Annotated in this window: 14 protein-coding genes; 10 read left to right on the forward strand and 4 right to left on the reverse strand. The window is 62.3% G+C overall.

The annotated features are described in order from the left end of the window. The first annotated feature begins 86 nt into the window (after window positions 1-86). Window positions 87-2,267: a condensation domain-containing protein gene (locus B3397_RS14975; RefSeq protein ID WP_296251439.1), complete on the forward strand. Its 2,181-nt coding sequence runs from the start codon at window positions 87-89 to the stop codon at window positions 2,265-2,267. Between the two features lie 83 nt (window positions 2,268-2,350). Here the strand turns inward: B3397_RS14975 and basC are convergent, their stop codons facing one another. Both basC and B3397_RS14985 read right to left on the reverse strand, forming a co-directional pair. Next, window positions 2,351-3,670: a putative histamine N-monooxygenase gene (basC, locus tag B3397_RS14980; protein WP_296251442.1), complete on the reverse strand. Its 1,320-nt coding sequence runs from the start codon at window positions 3,668-3,670 to the stop codon at window positions 2,351-2,353. 64 nt (window positions 3,671-3,734) lie between these two features. Next, window positions 3,735-8,093: an amino acid adenylation domain-containing protein gene (locus B3397_RS14985; RefSeq protein WP_296251445.1), complete on the reverse strand. Its 4,359-nt coding sequence runs from the start codon at window positions 8,091-8,093 to the stop codon at window positions 3,735-3,737. Window positions 8,094-8,210: 117 nt separating this feature from the next. On the opposite strand from B3397_RS14985, the gene B3397_RS14990 reads away from it, so the two are divergent. The 7 genes from B3397_RS14990 (at window position 8,211) to B3397_RS15020 (ending at window position 16,430) form a co-directional block, all read left to right on the forward strand. Continuing rightward, window positions 8,211-9,386 (forward strand): isochorismate synthase, encoded by a 1,176-nt coding sequence (locus B3397_RS14990; RefSeq protein ID WP_296251447.1) that lies wholly within the window; start codon window positions 8,211-8,213, stop codon window positions 9,384-9,386. A 26-nt stretch (window positions 9,387-9,412) separates the two neighbouring features. Beyond that, window positions 9,413-11,248: a (2,3-dihydroxybenzoyl)adenylate synthase gene (locus tag B3397_RS14995; RefSeq protein WP_296251450.1), complete on the forward strand. Its 1,836-nt coding sequence runs from the start codon at window positions 9,413-9,415 to the stop codon at window positions 11,246-11,248. Between the two features lie 63 nt (window positions 11,249-11,311). Continuing rightward, window positions 11,312-12,538 carry a histidine decarboxylase gene (locus tag B3397_RS15000; protein ID WP_296251451.1) on the forward strand — a complete coding sequence of 409 codons (1,227 nt, stop codon included), beginning with the start codon at window positions 11,312-11,314 and terminating at the stop codon, window positions 12,536-12,538. Window positions 12,539-12,584: 46 nt separating this feature from the next. Beyond that, a complete protein-coding gene (locus tag B3397_RS15005) occupies window positions 12,585-12,902 on the forward strand; it encodes an isochorismate lyase (RefSeq protein ID WP_296251453.1) in 318 nt (105 codons plus the stop codon). A gap of 280 nt (window positions 12,903-13,182) precedes the next feature. After that, complete coding sequence (locus B3397_RS15010; RefSeq protein WP_296251455.1) at window positions 13,183-14,004, forward strand: phosphatase PAP2 family protein; 822 nt, start codon at window positions 13,183-13,185, stop codon at window positions 14,002-14,004. Continuing rightward, window positions 14,001-14,678 carry a response regulator transcription factor gene (locus tag B3397_RS15015; protein WP_296251457.1) on the forward strand — a complete coding sequence of 226 codons (678 nt, stop codon included), beginning with the start codon at window positions 14,001-14,003 and terminating at the stop codon, window positions 14,676-14,678. The genes B3397_RS15010 and B3397_RS15015 overlap by 4 nt, the downstream gene beginning before the upstream one ends. A gap of 138 nt (window positions 14,679-14,816) precedes the next feature. Continuing rightward, on the forward strand, window positions 14,817-16,430 hold the full coding sequence (locus B3397_RS15020) for a phosphoethanolamine transferase (protein WP_296251459.1): 1,614 nt from the start codon (window positions 14,817-14,819) through the stop codon (window positions 16,428-16,430). A 21-nt stretch (window positions 16,431-16,451) separates the two neighbouring features. On the opposite strand, the gene B3397_RS15025 is transcribed toward B3397_RS15020, so the two are convergent. Then, window positions 16,452-16,757 carry a hypothetical protein gene (locus tag B3397_RS15025; protein ID WP_296251462.1) on the reverse strand — a complete coding sequence of 102 codons (306 nt, stop codon included), beginning with the start codon at window positions 16,755-16,757 and terminating at the stop codon, window positions 16,452-16,454. Between the two features lie 186 nt (window positions 16,758-16,943). On the opposite strand from B3397_RS15025, the gene cfaB reads away from it, so the two are divergent. Further along, window positions 16,944-18,128 (forward strand): C17 cyclopropane fatty acid synthase CfaB, encoded by a 1,185-nt coding sequence (gene cfaB / locus B3397_RS15030; RefSeq protein WP_296251464.1) that lies wholly within the window; start codon window positions 16,944-16,946, stop codon window positions 18,126-18,128. A 79-nt stretch (window positions 18,129-18,207) separates the two neighbouring features. Here cfaB and cls read toward each other — a convergent pair whose 3' ends face one another. Next, a complete protein-coding gene (cls, locus tag B3397_RS15035) occupies window positions 18,208-19,647 on the reverse strand; it encodes a cardiolipin synthase (protein ID WP_296251468.1) in 1,440 nt (479 codons plus the stop codon). Window positions 19,648-19,796: 149 nt separating this feature from the next. On the opposite strand from cls, the gene B3397_RS15040 reads away from it, so the two are divergent. Continuing rightward, the gene (locus tag B3397_RS15040) at window positions 19,797-20,324 is read left to right on the forward strand and encodes a DUF3617 domain-containing protein (RefSeq protein WP_296251470.1); all 528 of its coding nucleotides are present in this window, start codon (window positions 19,797-19,799) and stop codon (window positions 20,322-20,324) included. Window positions 20,325-20,394: the final 70 nt, after the last annotated feature.

Consider the following 20,394-nt stretch of genomic DNA (forward strand, 5'->3'; position numbering starts at 1 on the left):
ATGTATGATTATCATTTAGAGAATACGATGTTCATGCATCAGGTGCAAACGCACCCCTTTTCCCGTTAGCCAAGGCGCAATTTTCCATGATGGAACTCAGCTCGGATAACGCGTCTCACGACGCTGTCACGCATCACGAAGAGCAGATCTGGCTTCTCCAGCAACAGTACCCGGAGCAGGTGCGCAAGCACTTCAGTGCCTGGCGCCTGGGCAGCACTGTCGATTTGCACAGGCTCGAGGCGGCGCTGGCAGCGGTCATCACCACGCTTCCCGCGCTCAACGCCCGGTATGGGTTCAGCGATGACGGCGAGTTGCGCAAGACGGTAGGTGACGACTGGCGAGATTGCGTCTGCGTGCTGCAGGCCGATTCCGAAGCCCAGGCCAGCGAACAGCTGCTGGCGCAGCAGGCGCAGGCGTGGGACGCCGAGGATCAAGCCCCGCTGAGTGCACTGCTGATTCAGATCGACCGGGACGTGATCCTGGGGTTCGTGCTGCATCAGGTGCTGGACCAGACCTGTCGCGAGGACGATCTGTATCGCCTGGTCATGGACGCCTATGCCGGCCGCCCGGTCGGCGCGCCGCATCTGCCGTGGCTCGAGCGCCGGGCTGCCGAGGCCGCACCAACGCCAGCGAACGCCCTGGATGAGCCTCGCGAGGCCCAGGCAACGGACGACGCAGATGCCATCGCGACCACCATTCTGGCCGAATTTCGCAGCGCCTTGGGCGAGCCGGACATGACCCTTGGCGATGACTTCTTCGAATTCGGCGGCCACTCGCTGCTGGCTACGCGGATCATCGGCAAACTGGCCAGCACCCATGGCATCGAGGTCGAGTTCAACGACTTTTTCAGTGCTTCCAGCGCAGGTGCACTTGCCCAGCGTGCGCGCTGGAGCGAGTTGCCGTCAGTCGATGCGCCTGCCCAGCCGCAAGGGTACGTTCAAACCGCTCCGTTCGCGCCGGCGCAAGCGTCGTTGGGACGGGCTTACGCCGCTTTCGAATTCGGCACGATATTCAACCTGCCGTTTGCCGTGCAATTTCTGGAGCGAGTCGACGAGGCGGTGTTCGAACAGGCCTTCCGCGACCTGGTCGAGCGTCACGCCAGCTTGCGCACGACTTTTCACTTCGAGGATGGCCAGGCGTACCAGCGCCTGGTGCCCACCGAGCAGTTGACGCAGTACAAGTGGTTCTGGTCGAGCCAGCGCAGCCAGGGCGCAAGCCTGGCCAGCGAAGCGGCTCACAGGTTTGACCTGTCCCGCGAGTTGCCGATGCGCGTGCGCTTTTTCGACGATGCGCAGCGTCAGGGCCAGACCCTCTCGCTACTGGTTCACCACATGGCCATCGATGAGTGGTCGCTCAACGTCATGATGCAGGAACTGGCTCAAGCCTACGCAGCGCGGGCGGCCGATCGTGCGCCGGTATGGGCGCAGCCGGCACCTTCGTTTCACGAATACGCGCTGCACGCGCAGCGGGTGGGGATCAATGCGCAGCATCTGGCCTACTGGACCGGCCTGTTGCGCGATGCCACGCGCGGCCTGCGCCTCCCGGACGCCGAGGACAAGCGCGAGGTCCTGCCCGCCGAGCCTGGCACGCAGGCCCGGTGGTTCGAGATCAAACCCAGCCAGATGCTCACCGACAACCTTCAGGGTTTTGCCAGGCAGAGCAACGCGTCTTTGTTCGGCGTGCTGTACACCGCCATCGCCCTGGCTTTGCACAAGGTCGGCGACTTGCAGGAGCTGGTGATCGGTACGTCCGCATCGGGCCGTACGGACCCTGCGTACTACGACACCGTCGGCTACTTCACCACCATGGTCGCCCACCGTCTGCGCTTCGACCCGCAGCAAACGGTAGGTGCGATGGTCGAGGCTGTCAGCACCCTGATCAACGATTCCATGGCCTACGCCGATGTCCCCCTGGAGCAGATCCAACAAGCACTGGGCATGACCGCCGCGGACGGGTTGCTGTTCGATGTCTACATCCAGATCCATGCCAACAACGCGCTCAATGGCGAGTTGCTGGCACCCCAGGATCGGAAAATCCGTTACCGCCAGATCGACCCTGACAAGAATCAGTCGATGTTCGGCATTCAGTTCGAAATCATGGAAAACATCATCGACGGCAAGCGCGCCTTGCGCCTGGTGGTCACCTACCGCACCGATCGCTACAGCGCGCAGCAGATGGCGCGGGTCACTCACGCTATCGAGCAGGTGATGGCCGAGTTTGCCAGTGGCCAGGGCGCCAGCCTGTTGATCAAGCAACTGCGGGCGTAAGGCGTAGGCGGTGTGAAGCGCCGTCCAGGCCAGCAACCCACGAAGGCGGCAATCGCCTGCGTGGGTTGCTGGCCCCGCTGGATTCAATCCTGATGCATTCCATAGCGCTGAAACGATGAGCGTTTGGGCAGCCGGTACTGCGCACGCCCCAGCAACTGATTGACGATCGTGGCGTTGCGAACTGCGGCAATGCCCAGGTCCGGTGAGCCGACGCCGTGCTGGAAGATCTCTGCGTTCTGCACGAAAATCTTCCCGGCGCCGTTGTCGCAGCGGCGCGCGGTGAAATCGGCTTGCACAATGCAGTCGCCTTGGGCGTCCGTCTCCAGCACGCTGCCTTTGAGTCGTTCGAACCATTCTGGCCAGACATGGCCGTAGCCGGTGGCCGCGACGATCGCGTCGGCGTGGACCGCGCTGCGTTGGTCCAATTCGCGATGCCGATAGGCGATCCGCAGGCTGCCGTCGATCTCTTCGACCTGTTCCACTTCGCAGTTGGAGAGCAACGTCAGCCCCGGATCGCGTCCGCCAATGGAGCGCTCGTAGAGGAGGTCATACAGGGCGCCGATGGTGGAAAAGCTGATGCCTTTGTACAAAAGGCCTTGGCCGGCAACGATGTCGCGACGACGCTCGCGGTCGATGCTGTGGAAGTACTCCATATAGGAGGGCGTGAAACATTCCTGACCCAGTTTCGAGTATTCCATGGGGTGGAAGCCCGGCGACCGGGTGATCCAGCGAATCGAGGCACCGGCGGCCACCCTCGCCGGGGTCAAGTCGTTGAACAGCGCCAGTACGCACTCAGCGGCGCTCTGCCCAGAGCCGATCACCGTCACTTGCTGGCATTCGCCGAGCTGAGCCTGGCGCTTGCCGAACTGCGCCGAATGCATGATCGGTGCACGGCTGTCGATTCTGGCCCAGCGGGGGAGTAGCGGCTGGGTGCCGATGCCCAGGGCTAGATGTCGACTGAAGTAGCTGCGCTTGAAACCGGACACCGATTGGCTCTGGATCAGGAAGCGCTGTGCGCTGGCATCGTAGGCGACATCGCAGACCTCTTCGCCGAACTGGCACGCCGCCAGGCGCTGGGCAGCCCAGCGGCAGTAGTGATCGTACTCCTGGCGCGGCACCTGGAAGTTGTCGTAGTAGTAAAACGCGTACAGGCGATCGTGGTGATGCAGGTAGTTGAGGTAGCTCAGGGGGTGAGTGGGGTCCGCCATGGTCACCAGGTCGGCGAGGAACGGCACCTGCAGGGTGGTACCAGGCAACAGCAGGCCTTCATGCCAGCGAAATTCAGGCTTGCGTTCCAGGAACAGGCTGCTGACGCCCGGATGGGCGTCGAGCAAGGCGGCCAGGCCCAGATTGAAAGGGCCGATGCCGATGCCGGCGATGTCAACGGTGGTGATGTCCTTCATCCGATATCTCCTTGAAGCCAGTGTCTTTGAGGGCGCGACGCCTCTGCCAGGCGGCGCTCCGAATTCATTGCGCCACCGCAGGCGAGGCGTTTGCCAGCAGTTGTTCGACGTCCCGGGCATTGCGACAGGGCAGCAGCTTTGCCGGTGAGAGGGCCACCGCGAACTGCGCTTCAAGCTTCGCCGAAATAGCCTTCAGGTGTTGCGGCCGCAAGCCCAGGCTGATGAAACTGACGGCTTGGTCTTCAGCCGTAGCTTCGGCGCGAGGCGAGCGGCCCAATACGTCGAGGTAGATCTGCAGCACCGTACCAGCTGGCGTGGCGGGTTCGCGCGTGGGTACACCGAGCAGACTGCGTGCCCGCTGGCGGTCGACCTTGCCGTTCTGCGACAGCGGCAGCTGTGGCACCGCCAGAAGGCGCGTGGGCACGTGAGACGCCTGCAGGTGCTGGCGGGCATAGGTGCGCAACTCGGCCACGCTGACTTCATCGCCGTCCGTGCTGCTGACAAACAACGCGCCCAGATTGGTTTCACCTTGCAGCGGGTCGCCGTAATCGACCACCAGCACCTGCCGCAGCGCGGGGTGGTTGCTCAGCACCTTCTCGATGTCCGGCAGAGAGACACGAACGCCGCGAATTTTCACGTAGCCATTGACCCGGCTGTCGAACAGCAGCGTACCGTCGTCGCGATAGCGGCCTCGGTCGCCGCTGCGAAACGCGCGTACCGGCTCACCCTGTTCGTCATCGACGGTGATGAAATCGCTTTGCAGCAACGCCCCCTCGTGCAGATAGCCCAGGGCCAGATTGACCCCTGCCGTGTGAATGCGGCCCACCACACCCGTGGGGCAATGTTGACCTTGGGCATCCAGTACCAGGTATCGGTTACCGGGCAGGGGACGGCCGTAGGGGATCAGCGTGCGGTCCTGGGCAACGATGTCATGCCAGATGCTCCAGATGGTGGTCTCGGTGGGCCCACCCAGGGAGATCAACCGTGCCTGGGGCAACAACTCGCGCAGCTCGTTGATCACCACAGGCTTGATGTAATCGCCGCCTTGAGCCACCAGGCGCAAGCTGCTCAAGGTATGGCTGCCACGACACGCCAGAAGCATTTCGACGATGGCCGGCACCGAGCACCACAAGGTCACCCGATGTTGCGCGATCAACTGGTTCCAGCGCAGGGCGTCTTTGTCTTCGCCAGGTTCGGGCAGCACCAGGGTAGCGCCGGCGGCCAGGCTGCCGAACACATCGAACACCGACATGTCGTGGTGCAACGGAGTGACCGAGATCAGCACATCGCGTGCGCTGACGTCCCAATGCGCCAGGGTGCTGCCAATGACGTTGGCGGTGGCGCGGTTGCTCAACACCACGCATTTGGGCTGACCGGTGGTGCCCGAGGTGTACAGGTAATAGGCCGGCGCGTCGCTGAGCGACAGGTCCGTCAGGGGCTGCGGGCGTCGAGCAGGCGCTGCCAGCAAGGTGGCGCAGGTGGTTGTGGGGTGTCCGATGGCTTCCGGCTGCGCCATCACCACCAGGTCAGGCCGGCAATTGTCCAGCAGGTACTGTCGCCGTTGCTCGGGCGCCGAGGCGTCGATGGGTACCCAGATCAGGCCGGTGAGGGCACAGGCCAGGGTCAGCATGGTGTGCTCGGGGCTGCGTGGCAGGCAGATCGCGACCACCTGGCCCGGCACAAGTCCACGGGCCTCGAGAGCGGCCATCATTCGGGCCACGCCCTCTCCCAATTGCCCGTAGGTCAGGTGCCGCTGGCCACAGATCAGCGCGACAGTGTCATTGCCCCCAGCGAAGATATTGCTGGCGATACGGGCCAGGAAGCGATCGCTACAGGCGTTGCTGACGGGGCTGTTGAAACGGTAATGCCCGGTGTCCAGGAGTGCCGCCGGGGTCACGGCAAGCTCGCCGCGCTGGGCTATCAGGCGGATGGCCTTGCCCAACGCCTGGAGAATGGCACTGACCCGTTCCGCGTCCACAGCTTCCTGTGCGTAATCGATGTCCAGCAGCAGCGAGCCCTGGGGGTCGGTGGAGAAGCGAATGTCCATGGCGACCTGCGGCGTCTGGGTCAGCCCGTCGTGCAACTGTACCGAGCTGGTAGCGGGCACTACCGGCCAGGACAAGCCGTTGGTGATCACCACCGGTAACACGGGCCCCGGACCGTGGTTCTCGAACAGCAGGCGTGCGAGATCCACACCTGAAAAGGCGAGGTGTTGCAGGCCTTCGAGCACGTCGGCCTGCAGCGTCGCGGCGCGGCTGGGGAAGTCCTGAGCGGTGGCTTGCCAATTGACGGCAATGAAGCTCGACCGGTTGGCAAACTCGGCACTGCTCGGCGGCGCGACGGGCACCGCGACGCACAGGTCGCCTTCGTCGAGCCAGTGCGCCAGCACCTCCAGAATCAGAGCCATGAGTGCCGAGTTCTTGAACAGGCGATGCTGTGCGCCCAGTTTGCACAGGGTGGCGAACTCGGCCTTGGGCACCTGCAGGCTTTGTCGCCGATAGGTCGAGGCGCCGAGCTGCTCCAAGGGTCGTTTCCAGGGCAGACGAGGAGGGCCGGTCACGGTCGCCAGCTTGGCACGCCAGTACGTCGCGTCCGCTTCGCGCAAGCCGGCCGGGTCGGCTGCAGCGGGTGCGTCATGCCCGGCTGCCGGGTTGACGTCGACCACGCCCGTGAACAATTCCAACAGCAACGCGGCGATCGAGCGGCCATCCAGAATCAGCGCATCCATGCGCACGAAGACCACCTGTTGCTCTGGCGCCAGGTTGAACACGGTGACGTTCCACGGCGCCCGGTCCAGCTCGAACAATTGGTGTGCGTAAGCCTCGCGGCGCCCATCGACATCACGTCGCGCATCCGCCAATGGCAGGTGGCACAGGTCGACCACGTCCAGGTTCACCTGGGCGCGGTGGCTGATGTACTGCACGCGGTGGTGCGCGTCGATATGGGTGCGCAGACTGGGGTGGCGCTGGACCATCGCGGCCAGTCGCTGGCGCAGCAGGGCGATGTCGATGCGGCCTTGATACTCGCGAAATTCCTGCATGGCGACGCCGCCCAGGGGCATGTGCGCGCTACGCCCAAGCAGGTACGCCTGTTGCAGTGCGTTGAGCGGCTGCCTGGCGGGCGGAGCCTCGAGTGGCTGATCGAATGCTGCCGGGTGCTCGGCGACTTCTGTCACCCGAGCCACGAAACCCTCGAACAGCTCCGATACCCAACCGATCGGCAGGGCATCGAGGCGCACATCCCAGTTGATCAGGATGCCGCCGTCGGCGCAGGCCACCTGCACATCCAGGGCCACTTGCGGGCCTTGGGAAATCACCCAGTTCATCTCGCCGAAGACTCGCCGCACGCGTGCGGACAACAGCTCTTTTTCCGGCAGATCCAACGCGCTGGTGAACACCACCGGAGCGAGTTCGGTGGCCCTGCGATGGCGCGACAGGTCGCGCATCACGTCCACGCCCGAGTAGCTGGAATGCTCGAGCAAGCCGACCATTTCCCTGGCCAGTTGGTCGCACAGCAACGCTGGGGTGGTGGCCGTCGTCATGTCCACGTCGAGAATCAGCACGTTGGCAAAATCACCCACCACGCGGTCGACGTCGGGCACCCAGGGGGCGCGCCAGAAGCTTGGTACGTTGAGGCGAAAGCGCTGATCGCCCGTTTGCTCACCCAGTACCGCTGCAAACAGCCCCAGCAGCACGCTGGAAAGGGTCAGGCGGCGCTCACGCGCGAGCCGCTGCAGGGCCTGACGTTGCCGGGGCGCCAGCCAGGTATGCAAACGCTGACTGCGCGCCTGGCTCGGTTGATCGTCGCGAAACGGCAGGGTCGGTGCCGGCGCAATCTGCTCCAGGCGCTCACGCCACCAGTGTCGATCGCGGTCACGGACACCCTTCACCGTACGGTCGGCCTTGGCCGCATCCAGCCAGTCGTAGAACGAGGGTACGGCTGCCGCCGGCTGATCCGGTGTTTCGTAACCCGCGGCAAGGTCTTCGAGCAGCACGCGAAAACTGGATGGGTCGATGGCGATCATGTCGGTGTCGATGTGCAGGCGGAACCGCTGAGCGGCGAGCAAGGTGATGCCCACACGCGCCGCCGGGCCGTGGCGCAAATCCAGCTGCTGGTGTGTCCACCGTTCGCGCTTGCGCAACAGGTGTTGGGTGACCGCTTGAGCTTCCCATGCACTCAGGTCTTCGACTTCCAACTGGGGGGCGCCCTGCATCGACACCGTGTGTTGCAGGCCTTCGGCGCTGACGCGCAGGCGCAGCATCGGGTGCCGCTCACAGGCCTGTTGCAGTGATTGGCGCAGCCGATCCAGGTCAATGGCCTGGCCATCGAATTCGGCATACAGATGAGCGGAAACGCGCCCTAGCGCTGCATGAGCAGTGCGCCCGATCCAGCAGGCAGCTTGCATTGAAGTTAACTCTCTCATGGCCTCGCTCGTCTCACGTGATTGACAACGTTCCTGTCTAGTCGCCACTATAGAAACAAGAATGATTAAGATTCGCAATTGAAAATTACAGCTCAGGGCAGGGAGGCGAGACCGAAGATGAGATCAAGCATCGTCAGGGCGACGGACCCGCAACAGGCGCAACAGGTGGTTGGCAGCGAGGGGTTCTCGTTCGTTTCAGGTGACCGGGAGTTGATCACCCAGGGCGTGCTACAACGCGTCGAGGAACCTGCCGCGGCGGGACAAGACGGCGGCAGCGCGTTCCAGGCTCGGATCGAACAGGCATTCACCGTGGCTCGACAGGCGGGGCAGGGCAATCCGATCATTGTCGGTGCGATCCCGTTCGATCCATCCGAAGCCTCCTGCCTCTACGTTCCGCAGCAGTCGTGCTGGCGTGAGCGTACGCCCGCCACCGTTGCCCATGACACGGCGCTGCCAGCGCTGATCGAGCAGCACACCGTGCCCGATGAACAGGCCTTCAAGAGGTCGGTGGAACACGCGCGGGTCAACTTCCGGCACAGCGACGTGCGCAAGGCGGTGCTGTCGATTCAGCGCGAGTTGGTGTTCGCCCGAGCCGTTGACGCTGATCTGATAGAGCGCAACCTGCGCGCGCAGAACCCTACCGGCTATCACTTCCGTGTGCCGATGGCTGACGGCGCCACCTTGCTAGGGGTGAGCCCGGAGCTACTGGTGCGCAAGACCGGCGCGAGTGTCGTTTCCAATCCCCTGGCGGGTTCGGCAAGACGCATGGCCGATCCCGACGCCGACCAGCGCAATGCCCAGTGGCTGGCTGATTCGGAAAAAGACCACTACGAGCATGGTTTCGTGACCCAGGACATCGCGTCGCGGCTAGGCCCATTGTGCACCCGCCTGGAGCTACCCCCGCGCCCCTCGTTGATCAGCACGCCAGCACTTTGGCATTTATCGACCCGTATCGAGGGCACCCTGGCAGATCCGGGCGTCACTGCGTTGCAACTTGCCTGCCGGTTGCATCCGACCCCAGCCGTATGCGGATTTCCCACCGAGCTGGCACGCCGGCTGATCCGATTCGTCGAGCCCACCGAGCGCGGCCTGTTCACCGGCATGGTGGGTTGGTGCGATGCCCAGGGCAACGGCGAATGGGTGGTGACCATTCGCTGCGGTACGGTCAAGGGTAACCGCGTACGGCTGTTTGCCGGCGCTGGCATCGTCGAAGCCTCCCAGCCGGACGCCGAGTGGGCCGAAGTCCAGACCAAGTTGCGAACCATGCTGCGGGCCTGCGGCCTGCACCCTTAACCTGAACCTTTCTGACGTGTGAAACCATGACTCTTGAATTCATTCAATGGCCGCAAGAGCGTGCCCAACGCTACCGCGCCGATGGCTACTGGATCGACCAGCCGCTCACTCAACTCCTTCACGATCGCAGCCAGCGCCAACCCGACGCGCTGGCGGTTGTCTGCGGCGAGCGCCGGTTCACCTACGCCCAGCTCGAGCAGTTGTCGTCCAACCTGGCGTCACGCCTGGCTGAGCGTGGGCTGGGCCAAGGCGACGCCGCGCTGGTCCAGTTGCCCAACATTGCCGAGTTCTACATCGTTCTGTTCGCCTTGCTCAAGGCCGGTATCGCGCCGCTCAACGCCCTGTACAGCCATCGCAAGCTGGAGCTGAGCGCCTACGCCAGGCAGTTGGCACCCAAGCTGTTGATCGCTTGTCGCGAGCATGAGGTGTTTCGCGACGACAGCTACCTGGAGCTGTTCGCGCAGGTCGGCTCAAGCCCTCAACTGACTCTGCTGCTGGACGATCCAAGCGCCGAGCACAACCTGGCCCGATGGATCGAGAGCCCAGGCAGCGAGACCGTGCGCTACGCACCGACGCCGGCGGATCAAGTGGCCCTGTTCCAACTGTCCGGCGGCAGTACCGGCACACCCAAACTGATTCCGCGGACCCACAACGACTACCACTACAACGCACGTATCTGCGCCGAAGTCTGCGCCTTGAGCACGCAGACCCGGTTCCTCTGCGCGGTGCCGGCTGCGCACAACTTTCTGTTGAGCTCTCCGGGTGCGTTGGGCGTATTCCATGCCGGCGGTTGCGTGGTCATGGCCGCCAGCCCGGAGCCCCTGGCCTGCTTCGAGCTGGTCGAGCGTCACCAGATCAACACCGTGGCCCTGGTTCCCAGTGCGGTCTCGCTGTGGTTGCAGGCCGCACCGCAGTACCGCCAGCAGTTGCAATCGCTTCGCTACTTGCAGGTGGGCGGTGCGGTGTTCGCCGACTCGCTGGCGCGCCAGGTGCCGACGGTACTGGGTTGCCAACTGCAACAGGTGTTCGGCATGGCCGAGGGTCTGATCAACTACACCCGGCTGGACGACAGCGATGAGCAGATCTTCACCACCCAAGGCCGACCGGTCAGCCCGGGGGATGAGATAAAGATTGTCGATGAGCAAGGCCTGCCCGTTCCGGCGGGGGCCACGGGAATGCTCGCGACACGTGGCCCCTACACGTTCTGCGGCTACTACAAGAGCCCGGAGCAGAACGCCCAGGCGTTCGATGACGACGGTTACTACTATTCCGGCGATCTGGTGCAACTGACCGCCAGCGGCGATCTGCGGGTGGTGGGCAGGATCAAGGACCAGGTCAACCGAGGCGGCGAGAAAATCGCCTCCGAAGAGATCGAGAACCTGATCGTACTCCACCCCGACGTCACCCATGCCGGCCTGGTTGCCATGCCCGACCCGGCGCTGGGCGAGAAAAGCTGTGCGTTCGTGGTGTCGCGCAACTCGGGCCTCAAGGCGCCTGCGCTCAGGCGCCACCTGCTGGAGCTGGGTATCGCCGAGTACAAGCTGCCCGACCGTATTCGCATGATCGAGGCGATGCCACTCACGGCGGTGGGCAAGATCGACAAGAAGCGCCTGCGCCAGCTGCTTGCCGTGGAGAACAACCGCACCTGGCTGCAGACCCGGGTATTGCAGTTGATCGAAGACGGCGAAACGCTCGACCCACAGGAAAACCTGATTTTCTACGGGCTGGACTCCCTGCATATCATGAGGCTTGCAGCGGAGCTCAAAGAGCGCGGGGTGGCGGTGAATTTCGAAGAGTTGGCGAACGCGCCCACCTTGGCCAATTGGTGGTCGCTGGTGGAATCGCGTCAGAAAGCCGCCTGAGTCACGGATGCGAACCGTGCTGCCGCAGGCCGGTTCGCCTTGTCGATCTACAAGGAGTGAGAGATGACGTTGTCTTCTGCCGATCAAACCCGGCTGGATGAGTTCTGGCAGTACTGCCTGAAACATCAGTTCTTCAATATTGGCTATCCGGAAAACGCCGACTTCGACTACAGCGCATTGCAGCGCTTCATGCGCTTTTCCATCAACAACTGTGGCGACTGGGGCGAGCACAGCAACTACCTGCTCAACTCCTTCGATTTCGAAAAAGACGTCATGGCCTATTTCGCCGAGCTGTTCAGCATTCCCCGCGAGGACAGCTGGGGCTACGTGACCAACGGCGGCACCGAAGGCAACATGTTCGGCTGCTATCTGGCGCGAGAGTTGTTCCCCGAAGGCACGCTGTACTATTCAAAGGACACCCACTATTCGGTGGCCAAGATCGTCAAACTGCTGCGCATCAAGTGCCGCGCAGTGGAGTCGTTGCCCAATGGCGAAATCGACTACGACGACCTGCTGAACAAGATCACGGCCGACCAGGAGCGTCACCCGATCATCTTTGCCAATATCGGCACGACAATGCGTGGCGCCATCGATGACATCAAGATCATCCAGCAGCGACTGCAACAGGCCGGTATCGCTCGGCAGGATTACTACCTGCATGCCGATGCGGCGCTGAGCGGCATGATCCTGCCGTTCGTGGATGAGCCCCAACCCTTTACCTTTGCCGATGGCATCGACTCGATCTGTGTGTCCGGGCACAAGATGATCGGCTCGCCGATACCCTGCGGTATCGTGGTGGCCAAGCGCAAGAATGTGCAGCGCATTTCGGTGGAGGTCGATTACATTTCGGCCAGTGACAAGACCATCAGCGGCTCACGCAATGGTCACACCCCGATGATCATGTGGGCGGCGCTGCGCAGCCACTCCCAGGCCCAGTGGCGCAGCCGCGTCACCCACAGCCTGAAAACCGCGCAATACGCGGTCAACAGATTGCAGGCCGCAGGCATTCAGGCCTGGCGCAATGACAATTCCATCACCGTGGTCTTCCCGTGCCCGTCACCCAGGGTTGCCAGCAAGTATTGCCTGGCTACCTCGGGCAATACGGCGCACCTGATCACCACCCCACATCATCGCGATAACCGCCTGCTCGATGCCCTGATCGATGAAGTGATTGCCGAGACGCGGCCCGAGGCCTGGCATGCCAAACCCCAACGCAGCGAACAGCGGGTGATGGAGCTGCGCTCCCAGGCCGCCGCTCGCGCCGCCAACTCGCGCTTCGATGCCATGTGAAATGGTGCACCGTTGACCCTTGATCCCGTGGAAGGAGGCATCCCCCATGTCGCAACTGAAAACCCCGCAAGCCTGTACGAACCTTGGCGATATCCGCGCCGGTATCGACCATCACGACCGCCAGATCTTCGCGGCGCTGCTCGCGCGATTGGAGTACGTGAAGGCCGCCGCACAGTTCAAGCCGGACGAGCAATCGATCCCTGCACCGGACCGAGTCGCGGCGATGCTGCAGGACCGTATCGACTGGGCAACTGACGCTGGGTTCGATGCGCAGTTCGTGGAAAAGCTGTTCGAACAGATCATCCACTGGAATATCCAGCAGCAGATCCTGCACTGGCGCGCGACCCGTTCAGCCACGGCATGAGCCGGTACTGTACCTGAGCACTCACGACTTATTTTTCACACGCCTTTCACTGCTCTACAACTGCTCGAACCCTAGATTGGCGCCACTTGCGTGGTGCCACTCAGGCTGACTCCCAATGGCGCCACATCCCTCTGCTACCGAGCGATACCATGGCGTACATCCCGATCGACGATTTCCTAGCCCATGCGGCTCCTGAACCTGTGCGCACCGGCAACCCGGCGCGCATCCTCGGCGCCGTTGCGCCTGCCCGGTGCCAGGGGCTGGCGCTGGAGCCACAGCGATGAGTGCGCGCAGCCGTTACTATCTGGTCAATCTGGGGCTGCCGTTGCTGTTGGCGCTGGGGGTGTTCCTGGCGTTCGATCTCACCCATCTGGACCGCCTGTTGAGCGACCGCCTGTATGATCCGGCCACTGGCGAGTTCCTGCTGCAACATGATCGGCTGTTCGAGAAGGTGACCCACAAGTGGGCCAGAATCCTGCCTAACCTGACCGGTACCCTGGCCATCGTCGGTGCCCTGCTGTCATGGGTCTGGGCTGCCGTGGCTGCGCGGCGAGAGGCGCGGCTGATGCGTGTGCTGATGCACGGCAGGCTGGCCAGCGTGCTGCAATGGTGTGCCCGCCATCGTCGGGATTTCCTCTACATGGTCGTGGCGTTCGCCATCAGTACCACTGTGATTCATTACTTCAAAAGCCACACCAGCGTCTATTGCCCGGTGGAAACTACACTCTATGGCGGTACGCACCTGCACAGCCTGTGGTTCGAGAACTTTCAGCCGTGGGTGCGGCCTGGGGAGGGTCGCTGCTGGCCAGGCGGTCACGCTTCCAGCGCTTTCAGTCTGTTCGTGCTGTATTTCATCGCTCGGCGTTACCGCTGGCGGTGGAGCAGGGTGGTGTTCTGGGGGGTAGTTGTGCTGGGCATGATCTATGGCACCACACGCGTGTTGCAGGGCTGGCACTTCATGTCGCATACCCTGTGGGCCGGCCTGTTCGTATGGTTAAGCACCTGGTTTACCGCCTTGTTGTTCTACGGCCGTGCTGCCTTGCAGGCACCTGTGCAACGCGCCTCGACAGCCGCTTCGCCGTTTAGGAACGTAACGCCATGAAGATTCTGGTTATCGAAGATCATCAGGACATTCATGACAACCTGCTTGAATACTTGCAGCTCAAGGGCCACGAAGCGGTCGGCGCACTGGATGGGTTACGCGGCCTGAACCTGGCGGCGACGCAACCGTTCGACGCCATCATCCTGGACATCACGTTGCCCGGTATCGATGGCAACGTGATCTGTCAAAGCCTGCGCGAGCATGCTCAGTCCGACGTGTCCATCGTCATGCTCAGTGCCCGCGACGAACTCGAAGACCGCCTGACGGGCTTCGCCATGGGCGCCGACGACTACATCACCAAGCCTTTTGCCATGGCGGAAGTGCTGGCCCGCGTCCAGGCCGTGGCGGCACGGCGGCTGCGCAAGGGCGGCCGGGTGATGAGCGTCGAGGATCTGCACTACGATCTGGACACGCTGGAAGTGACTCGCGGTGGACGCTTGCTGAAACTCAACCCCACCCACATGAAGTTGCTCGAGCTGTTGATGCGCCGAAGTCCGCACCTGGTCAAACGCCAGGAGCTGGAGACAGTGCTGTGGGGGCGAGACACGCCCAGCAGTGACAGCCTGCGCAGCAACATCCATATGTTGCGTCGTTCATTGGACAAGGACTTTGCCGAGCCGCTGCTGCACACGGTGCATGGGTTGGGCTACAAGTTGTGTGTCCAGGCGCCGTAGAAACGGCATCTTGCGCCGCGTTTTGTTGGGACATTTTTCACAAATTATTGATTGATGCCTGCCTATCGTGGCTGGCATGAAAGCGCCATCCCAGGCGGGCGGCGCACCCCCCTTACGTCTACTTTTTCGCAGGCTCCCATGTTGCGTATCAGACCCGTTCGCCCTGAATTTGTGTCGTTGCTGGCCAGTGCCTTTCTGTTGGCAGCGTTCAACTCGGTGTTATGGCAGCAACTGGGCGCCATGACGTCGGAGCTTCATTTGCGCGGTGCCTTCGCCGTGATTCTGTATGGGGTGTTCTTCATTGCGCTGACCCTGCTGAGCTTTCCGTATGTGCAGAAAATCATGCTGGCCGTTCTGTGCCTGGTCAGCTCGGTGGTGGCTTATTTCATGAATCACTACGGCGTCATGATCGATGCCGGCATGTTTCGCAACGTAGCTGAAACCAATGTCACCGAAGTGCGCGACCTGCTGTCGCTGAACCTGCTCGGGCATATCGTTTTGCTGGGCGTCATCCCGTCGCTGATCCTGTACAAAGCGCCCGTGGCCTATCGAGCCTGGCCCAGGGAGCTGGCGGCCCGGTTGGCCCTGTTGGGCATCGCCGCTGTCCTGGTGGGCGCCGCAGCGTGGGGTAACTATCAAGGTCTGGCGTCGTTGTTTCGCAATCACCATGAGCTGCGCCTGATGGTGGTGCCCAGCAATGTCATTGGCGCAACCGCTGGGTATCTTCGCGAGCAGGTGGTGTCCGCCCGCGAGCCTTTCGTGAAGGTAGGTGAAGATGCTCATCGCCTGGCGAGCGTGCAGGCACGTCCACGCCCCTCGCTGACGGTGCTGGTGGTAGGGGAGAGTGCCCGGGCCGACAATTTCGGCATCCTGGGCTACGGTCGTGATACCACGCCACAGCTGGCACAGCAGGAAGGCGTGATCGCTTTCCCCAACGTGCACTCATGCGGTACCGAAACCGCAGTGTCCGTGCCGTGCATGTTCAGCAACCTGGGTCGCAAGGACTACAGCGCCAGCAAAGTGCAGAATCGCGAGGGCCTGCTGGACGTGCTCACGCGTGCCGGTGTCGACGTGCGCTGGCGTGACAACCAGTCTGGCTGCAAAGGTGTTTGCGATCGTATTGGTATCGAGGATGTCAGCAAGGCCACCGACCCTGCCTTGTGCGCTCACAGTGAATGCCGTGACGAGATCCTGTTGCAGGGCCTCGATGCCTATATCGATACCTTGCAGCGCGATACCGTGCTGGTCCTGCACCAGATGGGCAGCCACGGGCCCGAGTACTTCAAGCGTTACCCCAAGGCCTTCGAGCGCTTCACGCCGGTGTGCCAGAGCAATGCCCTGAATGACTGCAGCCAGGACAGCATCGTCAACGGCTATGACAACACCATCGTCTACACCGACCATGTGCTGTCGAGTCTGATCGATGTGTTGCGTCGTCACCAGGGCAGCGTCGATACGGCCATGGTCTACCTGTCGGACCACGGCGAGTCTCTCGGCGAATTCAACCTGTATCTGCACGGGACGCCTTATCTGTTCGCACCGGATCAGCAGAAACACATCGGCATGCTGGCCTGGTTTTCTGCCGGCTATCAAAAGGATATCGGTCTGAACACTCGCTGCCTGGAGCAGGCCCGCGCCCAGCCGCTGAGTCAGGACAACCTGTTCCATTCGATGCTGGGGCTACTGGACGTGCAGACTCAGGTCTACCAACCCAGTCTGGATATGTTTGCCCTGTGTCGCGGCCACGTTTGAACGCCCGCATTGGCCAGTGGACTACCTGGGCGCACCGGGGTCGCAGATAACGGTGGCATTCGAACGGTCTGCGTCCGGTTCGAAATCCACTCGGGAGCCCCGCACCGTGACGCCACGGCCGTCGGAGTGCACATACAGCTCTTCACCGCTCCTGAACTTGAGCCGATGCACTTGCCGGCGGTAATCGATGCTGATGTCGTGTTCCACAAGGTCCAGCAGGTTGCTCAGGCCCAGGGGTGCGCCGGCGACGTTGATGGTCAGGCAGCTGTCGTTGCTCTCGGGCTCGCCGCGTGGCGCCAGGGTTCGCAGGAAAGGGTAGGGGTTCATGAACAGTCCTTTGCATTGCCGCATGCGGCTCGGGGAGGGGAAAGCCTGAATGCTAGGGACGCGTGTGTGGGGCAACAAGCCTGCAACTGTAGGGTGATGTTACGAGCCTTGCGGACGGAGCATGACAGGCGTGAGTTTTGGACTAACCTTTTCAGGTGGAACGTCTGGAATACGGGGGGATCACCTATGCTCGCGCAAATACCATCGGCCTTGCAGAACCTTCAACTGCCACTGCGACTGCGCCTCTGGGATGGCCACGAATTCAACCTGGGGCCGACCCCCAGTGTCACCATCGTGGTCAAGGACCCGCAGGTCGTCAGTCAACTCACCCATCCCAGCCTGGATCAGCTCGGCAAGGCGTTCGTCGAAGGCCAGGTCGAGATGGAAGGCGAGATCAGCGAAGTGATTCGCCTGTGCGACGAACTCAGCCATGCTCTGCTTGGGGAGGAGCAGGGCCCAGTTCCCGAGCGGGTAGGGCATGACAAGGCGACGGACGCCGAGTCGATTTCCTATCACTACGACCTGTCCAACGCGTTCTACCAATTGTGGCTGGATCGCGACATGGCCTATTCCTGTGCCTATTTCCATACCGGTCACGAAAGCCTGGAGCAGGCCCAGCAGGACAAGTTCATGCACCTGTGCCGCAAGCTGCGCCTGCAGAAGGATGATTATCTGCTGGATGTGGGCTGTGGATGGGGAGGGCTTGCGCGATTTGCGGCGCGTGAATTTGGTGCGCGCGTCTTCGGCATCACCCTGAGCACAGAGCAGCTCAAGCTGGCCCGTGAGCGGGTCAACGCCGACGGTCTGGTCGATCGGGTGGAGTTGCAGCTGCTGGATTACCGTGACCTGCCCCAGGACGGCCGTTTCGACAAGGTGGTCAGTGTCGGTATGTTCGAACACGTCGGTCACGCCAACCTGCCGCTGTACTGTCAACGACTGTTCGGCGCGGTCCGCGAGGGTGGGCTGGTGATGAACCACGGCATCACCGCCCGGCACACCGACGGCCGTCCGGTGGGTCGAGGTGCCGGCGAGTTCATCGGCAAGTACGTATTTCCCCACGGCGAGCTGCCCCATCTGTCGATGATCGACGGCCACATCAGCGAAGCAGGGCTGGAAGTGGTTGACGTCGAGAGCCTGCGTCTGCACTACGCTCGCACATTGGAGCACTGGAGTTCCCGGCTGGAGAATCAGTTGGACAAGGCGGCGGCCCTGGTGCCTGAACAGGCGCTGCGCATCTGGCGTCTGTATCTGGCCGGCTGTGCCTATGCCTTCGGCCGGGGCTGGATCAACATCCACCAGATTCTGGCCGTCAAACCCTACACCGATGGCCGCACCGGCCTCCCCTGGACCCGCGACGACCTCTACCCGTAGCAGCGGCGTAAGCCGCGTCATGGGCCGACGTGGTTGGCAGCGGGGTAGGGTGGGGAGAGGGACGCGGCTTACGCCGCTGCTACAGGATTGGGGAGATTAGGCGGGCGACGCGCATGCCGATTTTTTGCAGGCGATGGGTTTCTCTGCTGTCGCGTACGTCGATTTCGCGCGACTGGGCGAAGTCTTCCAGCAGCATGCTCTCGACCTCGCTGGTGAACGCCTTGTCGACCGTCAGCAGCATGATCTCGAAATTCAGGCGGAATGAACGGTTGTCCATGTTGGCGCTGCCGATGGCGGTGATCTCGTCATCCACCAGTACCACCTTCTGGTGCAGGAAGCCGGGGCCGTAGCGGAACATCTTGACCCCGGCACGTACGGCCTCGAAGGCGAACAGGCTGGAGGCTGCGTAGACCACTTTGTGGTCGGGCCGCGATGGCAGCAGGATGCGCACGTCGACACCGCGCAGTACCGCCAGACGCAGGGCCGCGAACACGGCTTCGTCGGGGATGAAATAGGGGGTGGTTATCCACACCCTGTCGTTGGCCGCGTGAATCGACTCGACGAAGAACAGCGAGCAGGTTTCCTGCGGGTCCGCCGGACCGCTGGCCAGTACCTGACAAAGCACGCCGTCGTCTTCATAGCCATCGGGCAGTATCAGCGGCGGGATTTCCCGTGCAGCCCAGAACCAGTCTTCGGCGAAGGACTCCTGCAGGCAGGCGATCACCGGGCCGCTGATACTGATGTGGGTGTCTCGCCAGGGCGTCAGTTTCGGATTGCCGCCCAGGTACTCATCGCCCACGTTATGACCGCCGATGAAGCCTTTTACGCCGTCCACTACCACGATCTTGCGGTGGTTGCGGAAGTTGACCTGGAAGCGGTTGAGCCATCCGCTCTGGGTAGCGAAGGCTTTGACGTGAACGCCGGCTTCGCGCAGGCGGTCGGCGTATTCCTTGGGCAGTGCATGACTGCCGACCCGGTCATACAGCACGTAGATCTGCACGCCTTCACTTGCCTTCTGCAACAACAGGCCCTGCAATTGTCGGCCTATATGATCATCGTGAATGATGAAGAACTGGATCAACACCACCTGCCGGGCATCGCGAATGGCTGCGAAGATCGCCTCGAAGGTGGCGTGGCCGTTGATCAGCAGCGATACCTGATTATTGGCCAGGCATGGCATGCGGCCCAGTTTGGGCATTGCTCGCAGCGAGGCATAGGAGCGGGACTTGCGCGCGGCCAGCGCTTCTTCTATCCAGGGGCGCCAGTCCATATCCGCGATGGCGGTATGCATTTCCCGGTTCGCCTGGCGTCGGGCATCGATGTACCCATCGAATGTACTGCGGCCAAACACCAGGTACGGGATCAGGGTCAGATAAGGGATGAACATGAGCGACAAGGCCCAGGCGATCGAGCCTTGGGCAGTGCGTACGGTAAGCACGGCATGGATGGCGGCGCCAACCCCGAGCACGTGCAGCAGGCCAAACAAGTATCCAAAAAATAGTGGGCTGTGAAAGTCCATTGCACGACGGCTCCCCTGATACGCTGTGTCTAACAGACCACGTTCAGCGGCCGTTGTCGCGTTTTTCTTACCGTGGCAACTCGGCTGCCGTTTCAGCGTCAAATCCACAGCCTATCCGTTATCGTCGTGTTCCTCAGGAGTGTGTATCCATGAAATTCAAATGGCCGGTGGTTGCCTTGGCATGTGCCCTTTCGGCGCCGCTTGCGCAGGCGCAGATGCTACAGCCTGGCTTGTGGGAAATGACCACCAGCAACATGCAGGTCGATGGCAAGGCCTTGCCGGACATGCAGGTCATGCTCGGGCAGTTGAAGATGCTGCCCCCCGAACAGCGGGCCATGATGGAAGGGGTGCTGGCCAACCAGGGCATTACCCTGGGTGGTAATGGCATTCGCTCCTGCCTGACCCCGGAGCAGGTGCGGACCAACGATATTCCGCTGCAGGATCCCAAGTCGGGGTGCACGCAGAAGATTACCGAGCGCAATGGCAATGTCTGGAAGTTTCAATTCAGTTGTCCGAAGGCGCAGGGCGCGGGACAGGCGCAATTTCTGAGCGATCGCGAGTTTCTGACCACGGTCAGCGGTACGTTCAACGCATCTGGGGCGCAGCAGAAGGGCAGTATGAATACTCGCGCGGTTTGGTTGGGGAATGATTGTGGAACGGTCAAGCCTCGGGCTTGATGGGTTTTTTGGTGTTCCACGTGGAACATTTGGGGTTGTGGGGGATGGTCCCCTCACCCCAACCCTCTCC

The sequence above is a fragment of the Pseudomonas sp. UBA4194 genome (assembly GCF_002379585.1).
Lineage (GTDB): Bacteria > Pseudomonadota > Gammaproteobacteria > Pseudomonadales > Pseudomonadaceae > Aquipseudomonas.

What these genes read in the sequence shown, in the direction of transcription:
- B3397_RS15000 (WP_296251451.1), top strand. Translation starts at nt 11,312, where the DNA reads ATGACGTTGTCTTCTGCCGATCAAACCCGGCTGGATGAGTTCTGGCAG.
- B3397_RS15010 (WP_296251455.1), top strand. Translation starts at nt 13,183, where the DNA reads ATGAGTGCGCGCAGCCGTTACTATCTGGTCAATCTGGGGCTGCCGTTG.
- B3397_RS15040 (WP_296251470.1), top strand. Translation starts at nt 19,797, where the DNA reads ATGAAATTCAAATGGCCGGTGGTTGCCTTGGCATGTGCCCTTTCGGCG.
- B3397_RS15015 (WP_296251457.1), top strand. Translation starts at nt 14,001, where the DNA reads ATGAAGATTCTGGTTATCGAAGATCATCAGGACATTCATGACAACCTG.
- B3397_RS14990 (WP_296251447.1), top strand. Translation starts at nt 8,211, where the DNA reads ATGAGATCAAGCATCGTCAGGGCGACGGACCCGCAACAGGCGCAACAG.
- B3397_RS15005 (WP_296251453.1), top strand. Translation starts at nt 12,585, where the DNA reads ATGTCGCAACTGAAAACCCCGCAAGCCTGTACGAACCTTGGCGATATC.
- basC (WP_296251442.1), bottom strand. Translation starts at nt 3,670, where the DNA reads ATGAAGGACATCACCACCGTTGACATCGCCGGCATCGGCATCGGCCCT.
- cfaB (WP_296251464.1), top strand. Translation starts at nt 16,944, where the DNA reads ATGCTCGCGCAAATACCATCGGCCTTGCAGAACCTTCAACTGCCACTG.
- B3397_RS15020 (WP_296251459.1), top strand. Translation starts at nt 14,817, where the DNA reads ATGTTGCGTATCAGACCCGTTCGCCCTGAATTTGTGTCGTTGCTGGCC.
- B3397_RS14995 (WP_296251450.1), top strand. Translation starts at nt 9,413, where the DNA reads ATGACTCTTGAATTCATTCAATGGCCGCAAGAGCGTGCCCAACGCTAC.
- B3397_RS14975 (WP_296251439.1), top strand. Translation starts at nt 87, where the DNA reads ATGATGGAACTCAGCTCGGATAACGCGTCTCACGACGCTGTCACGCAT.
- B3397_RS14985 (WP_296251445.1), bottom strand. Translation starts at nt 8,093, where the DNA reads ATGAGAGAGTTAACTTCAATGCAAGCTGCCTGCTGGATCGGGCGCACT.
- cls (WP_296251468.1), bottom strand. Translation starts at nt 19,647, where the DNA reads ATGGACTTTCACAGCCCACTATTTTTTGGATACTTGTTTGGCCTGCTG.
- B3397_RS15025 (WP_296251462.1), bottom strand. Translation starts at nt 16,757, where the DNA reads ATGAACCCCTACCCTTTCCTGCGAACCCTGGCGCCACGCGGCGAGCCC.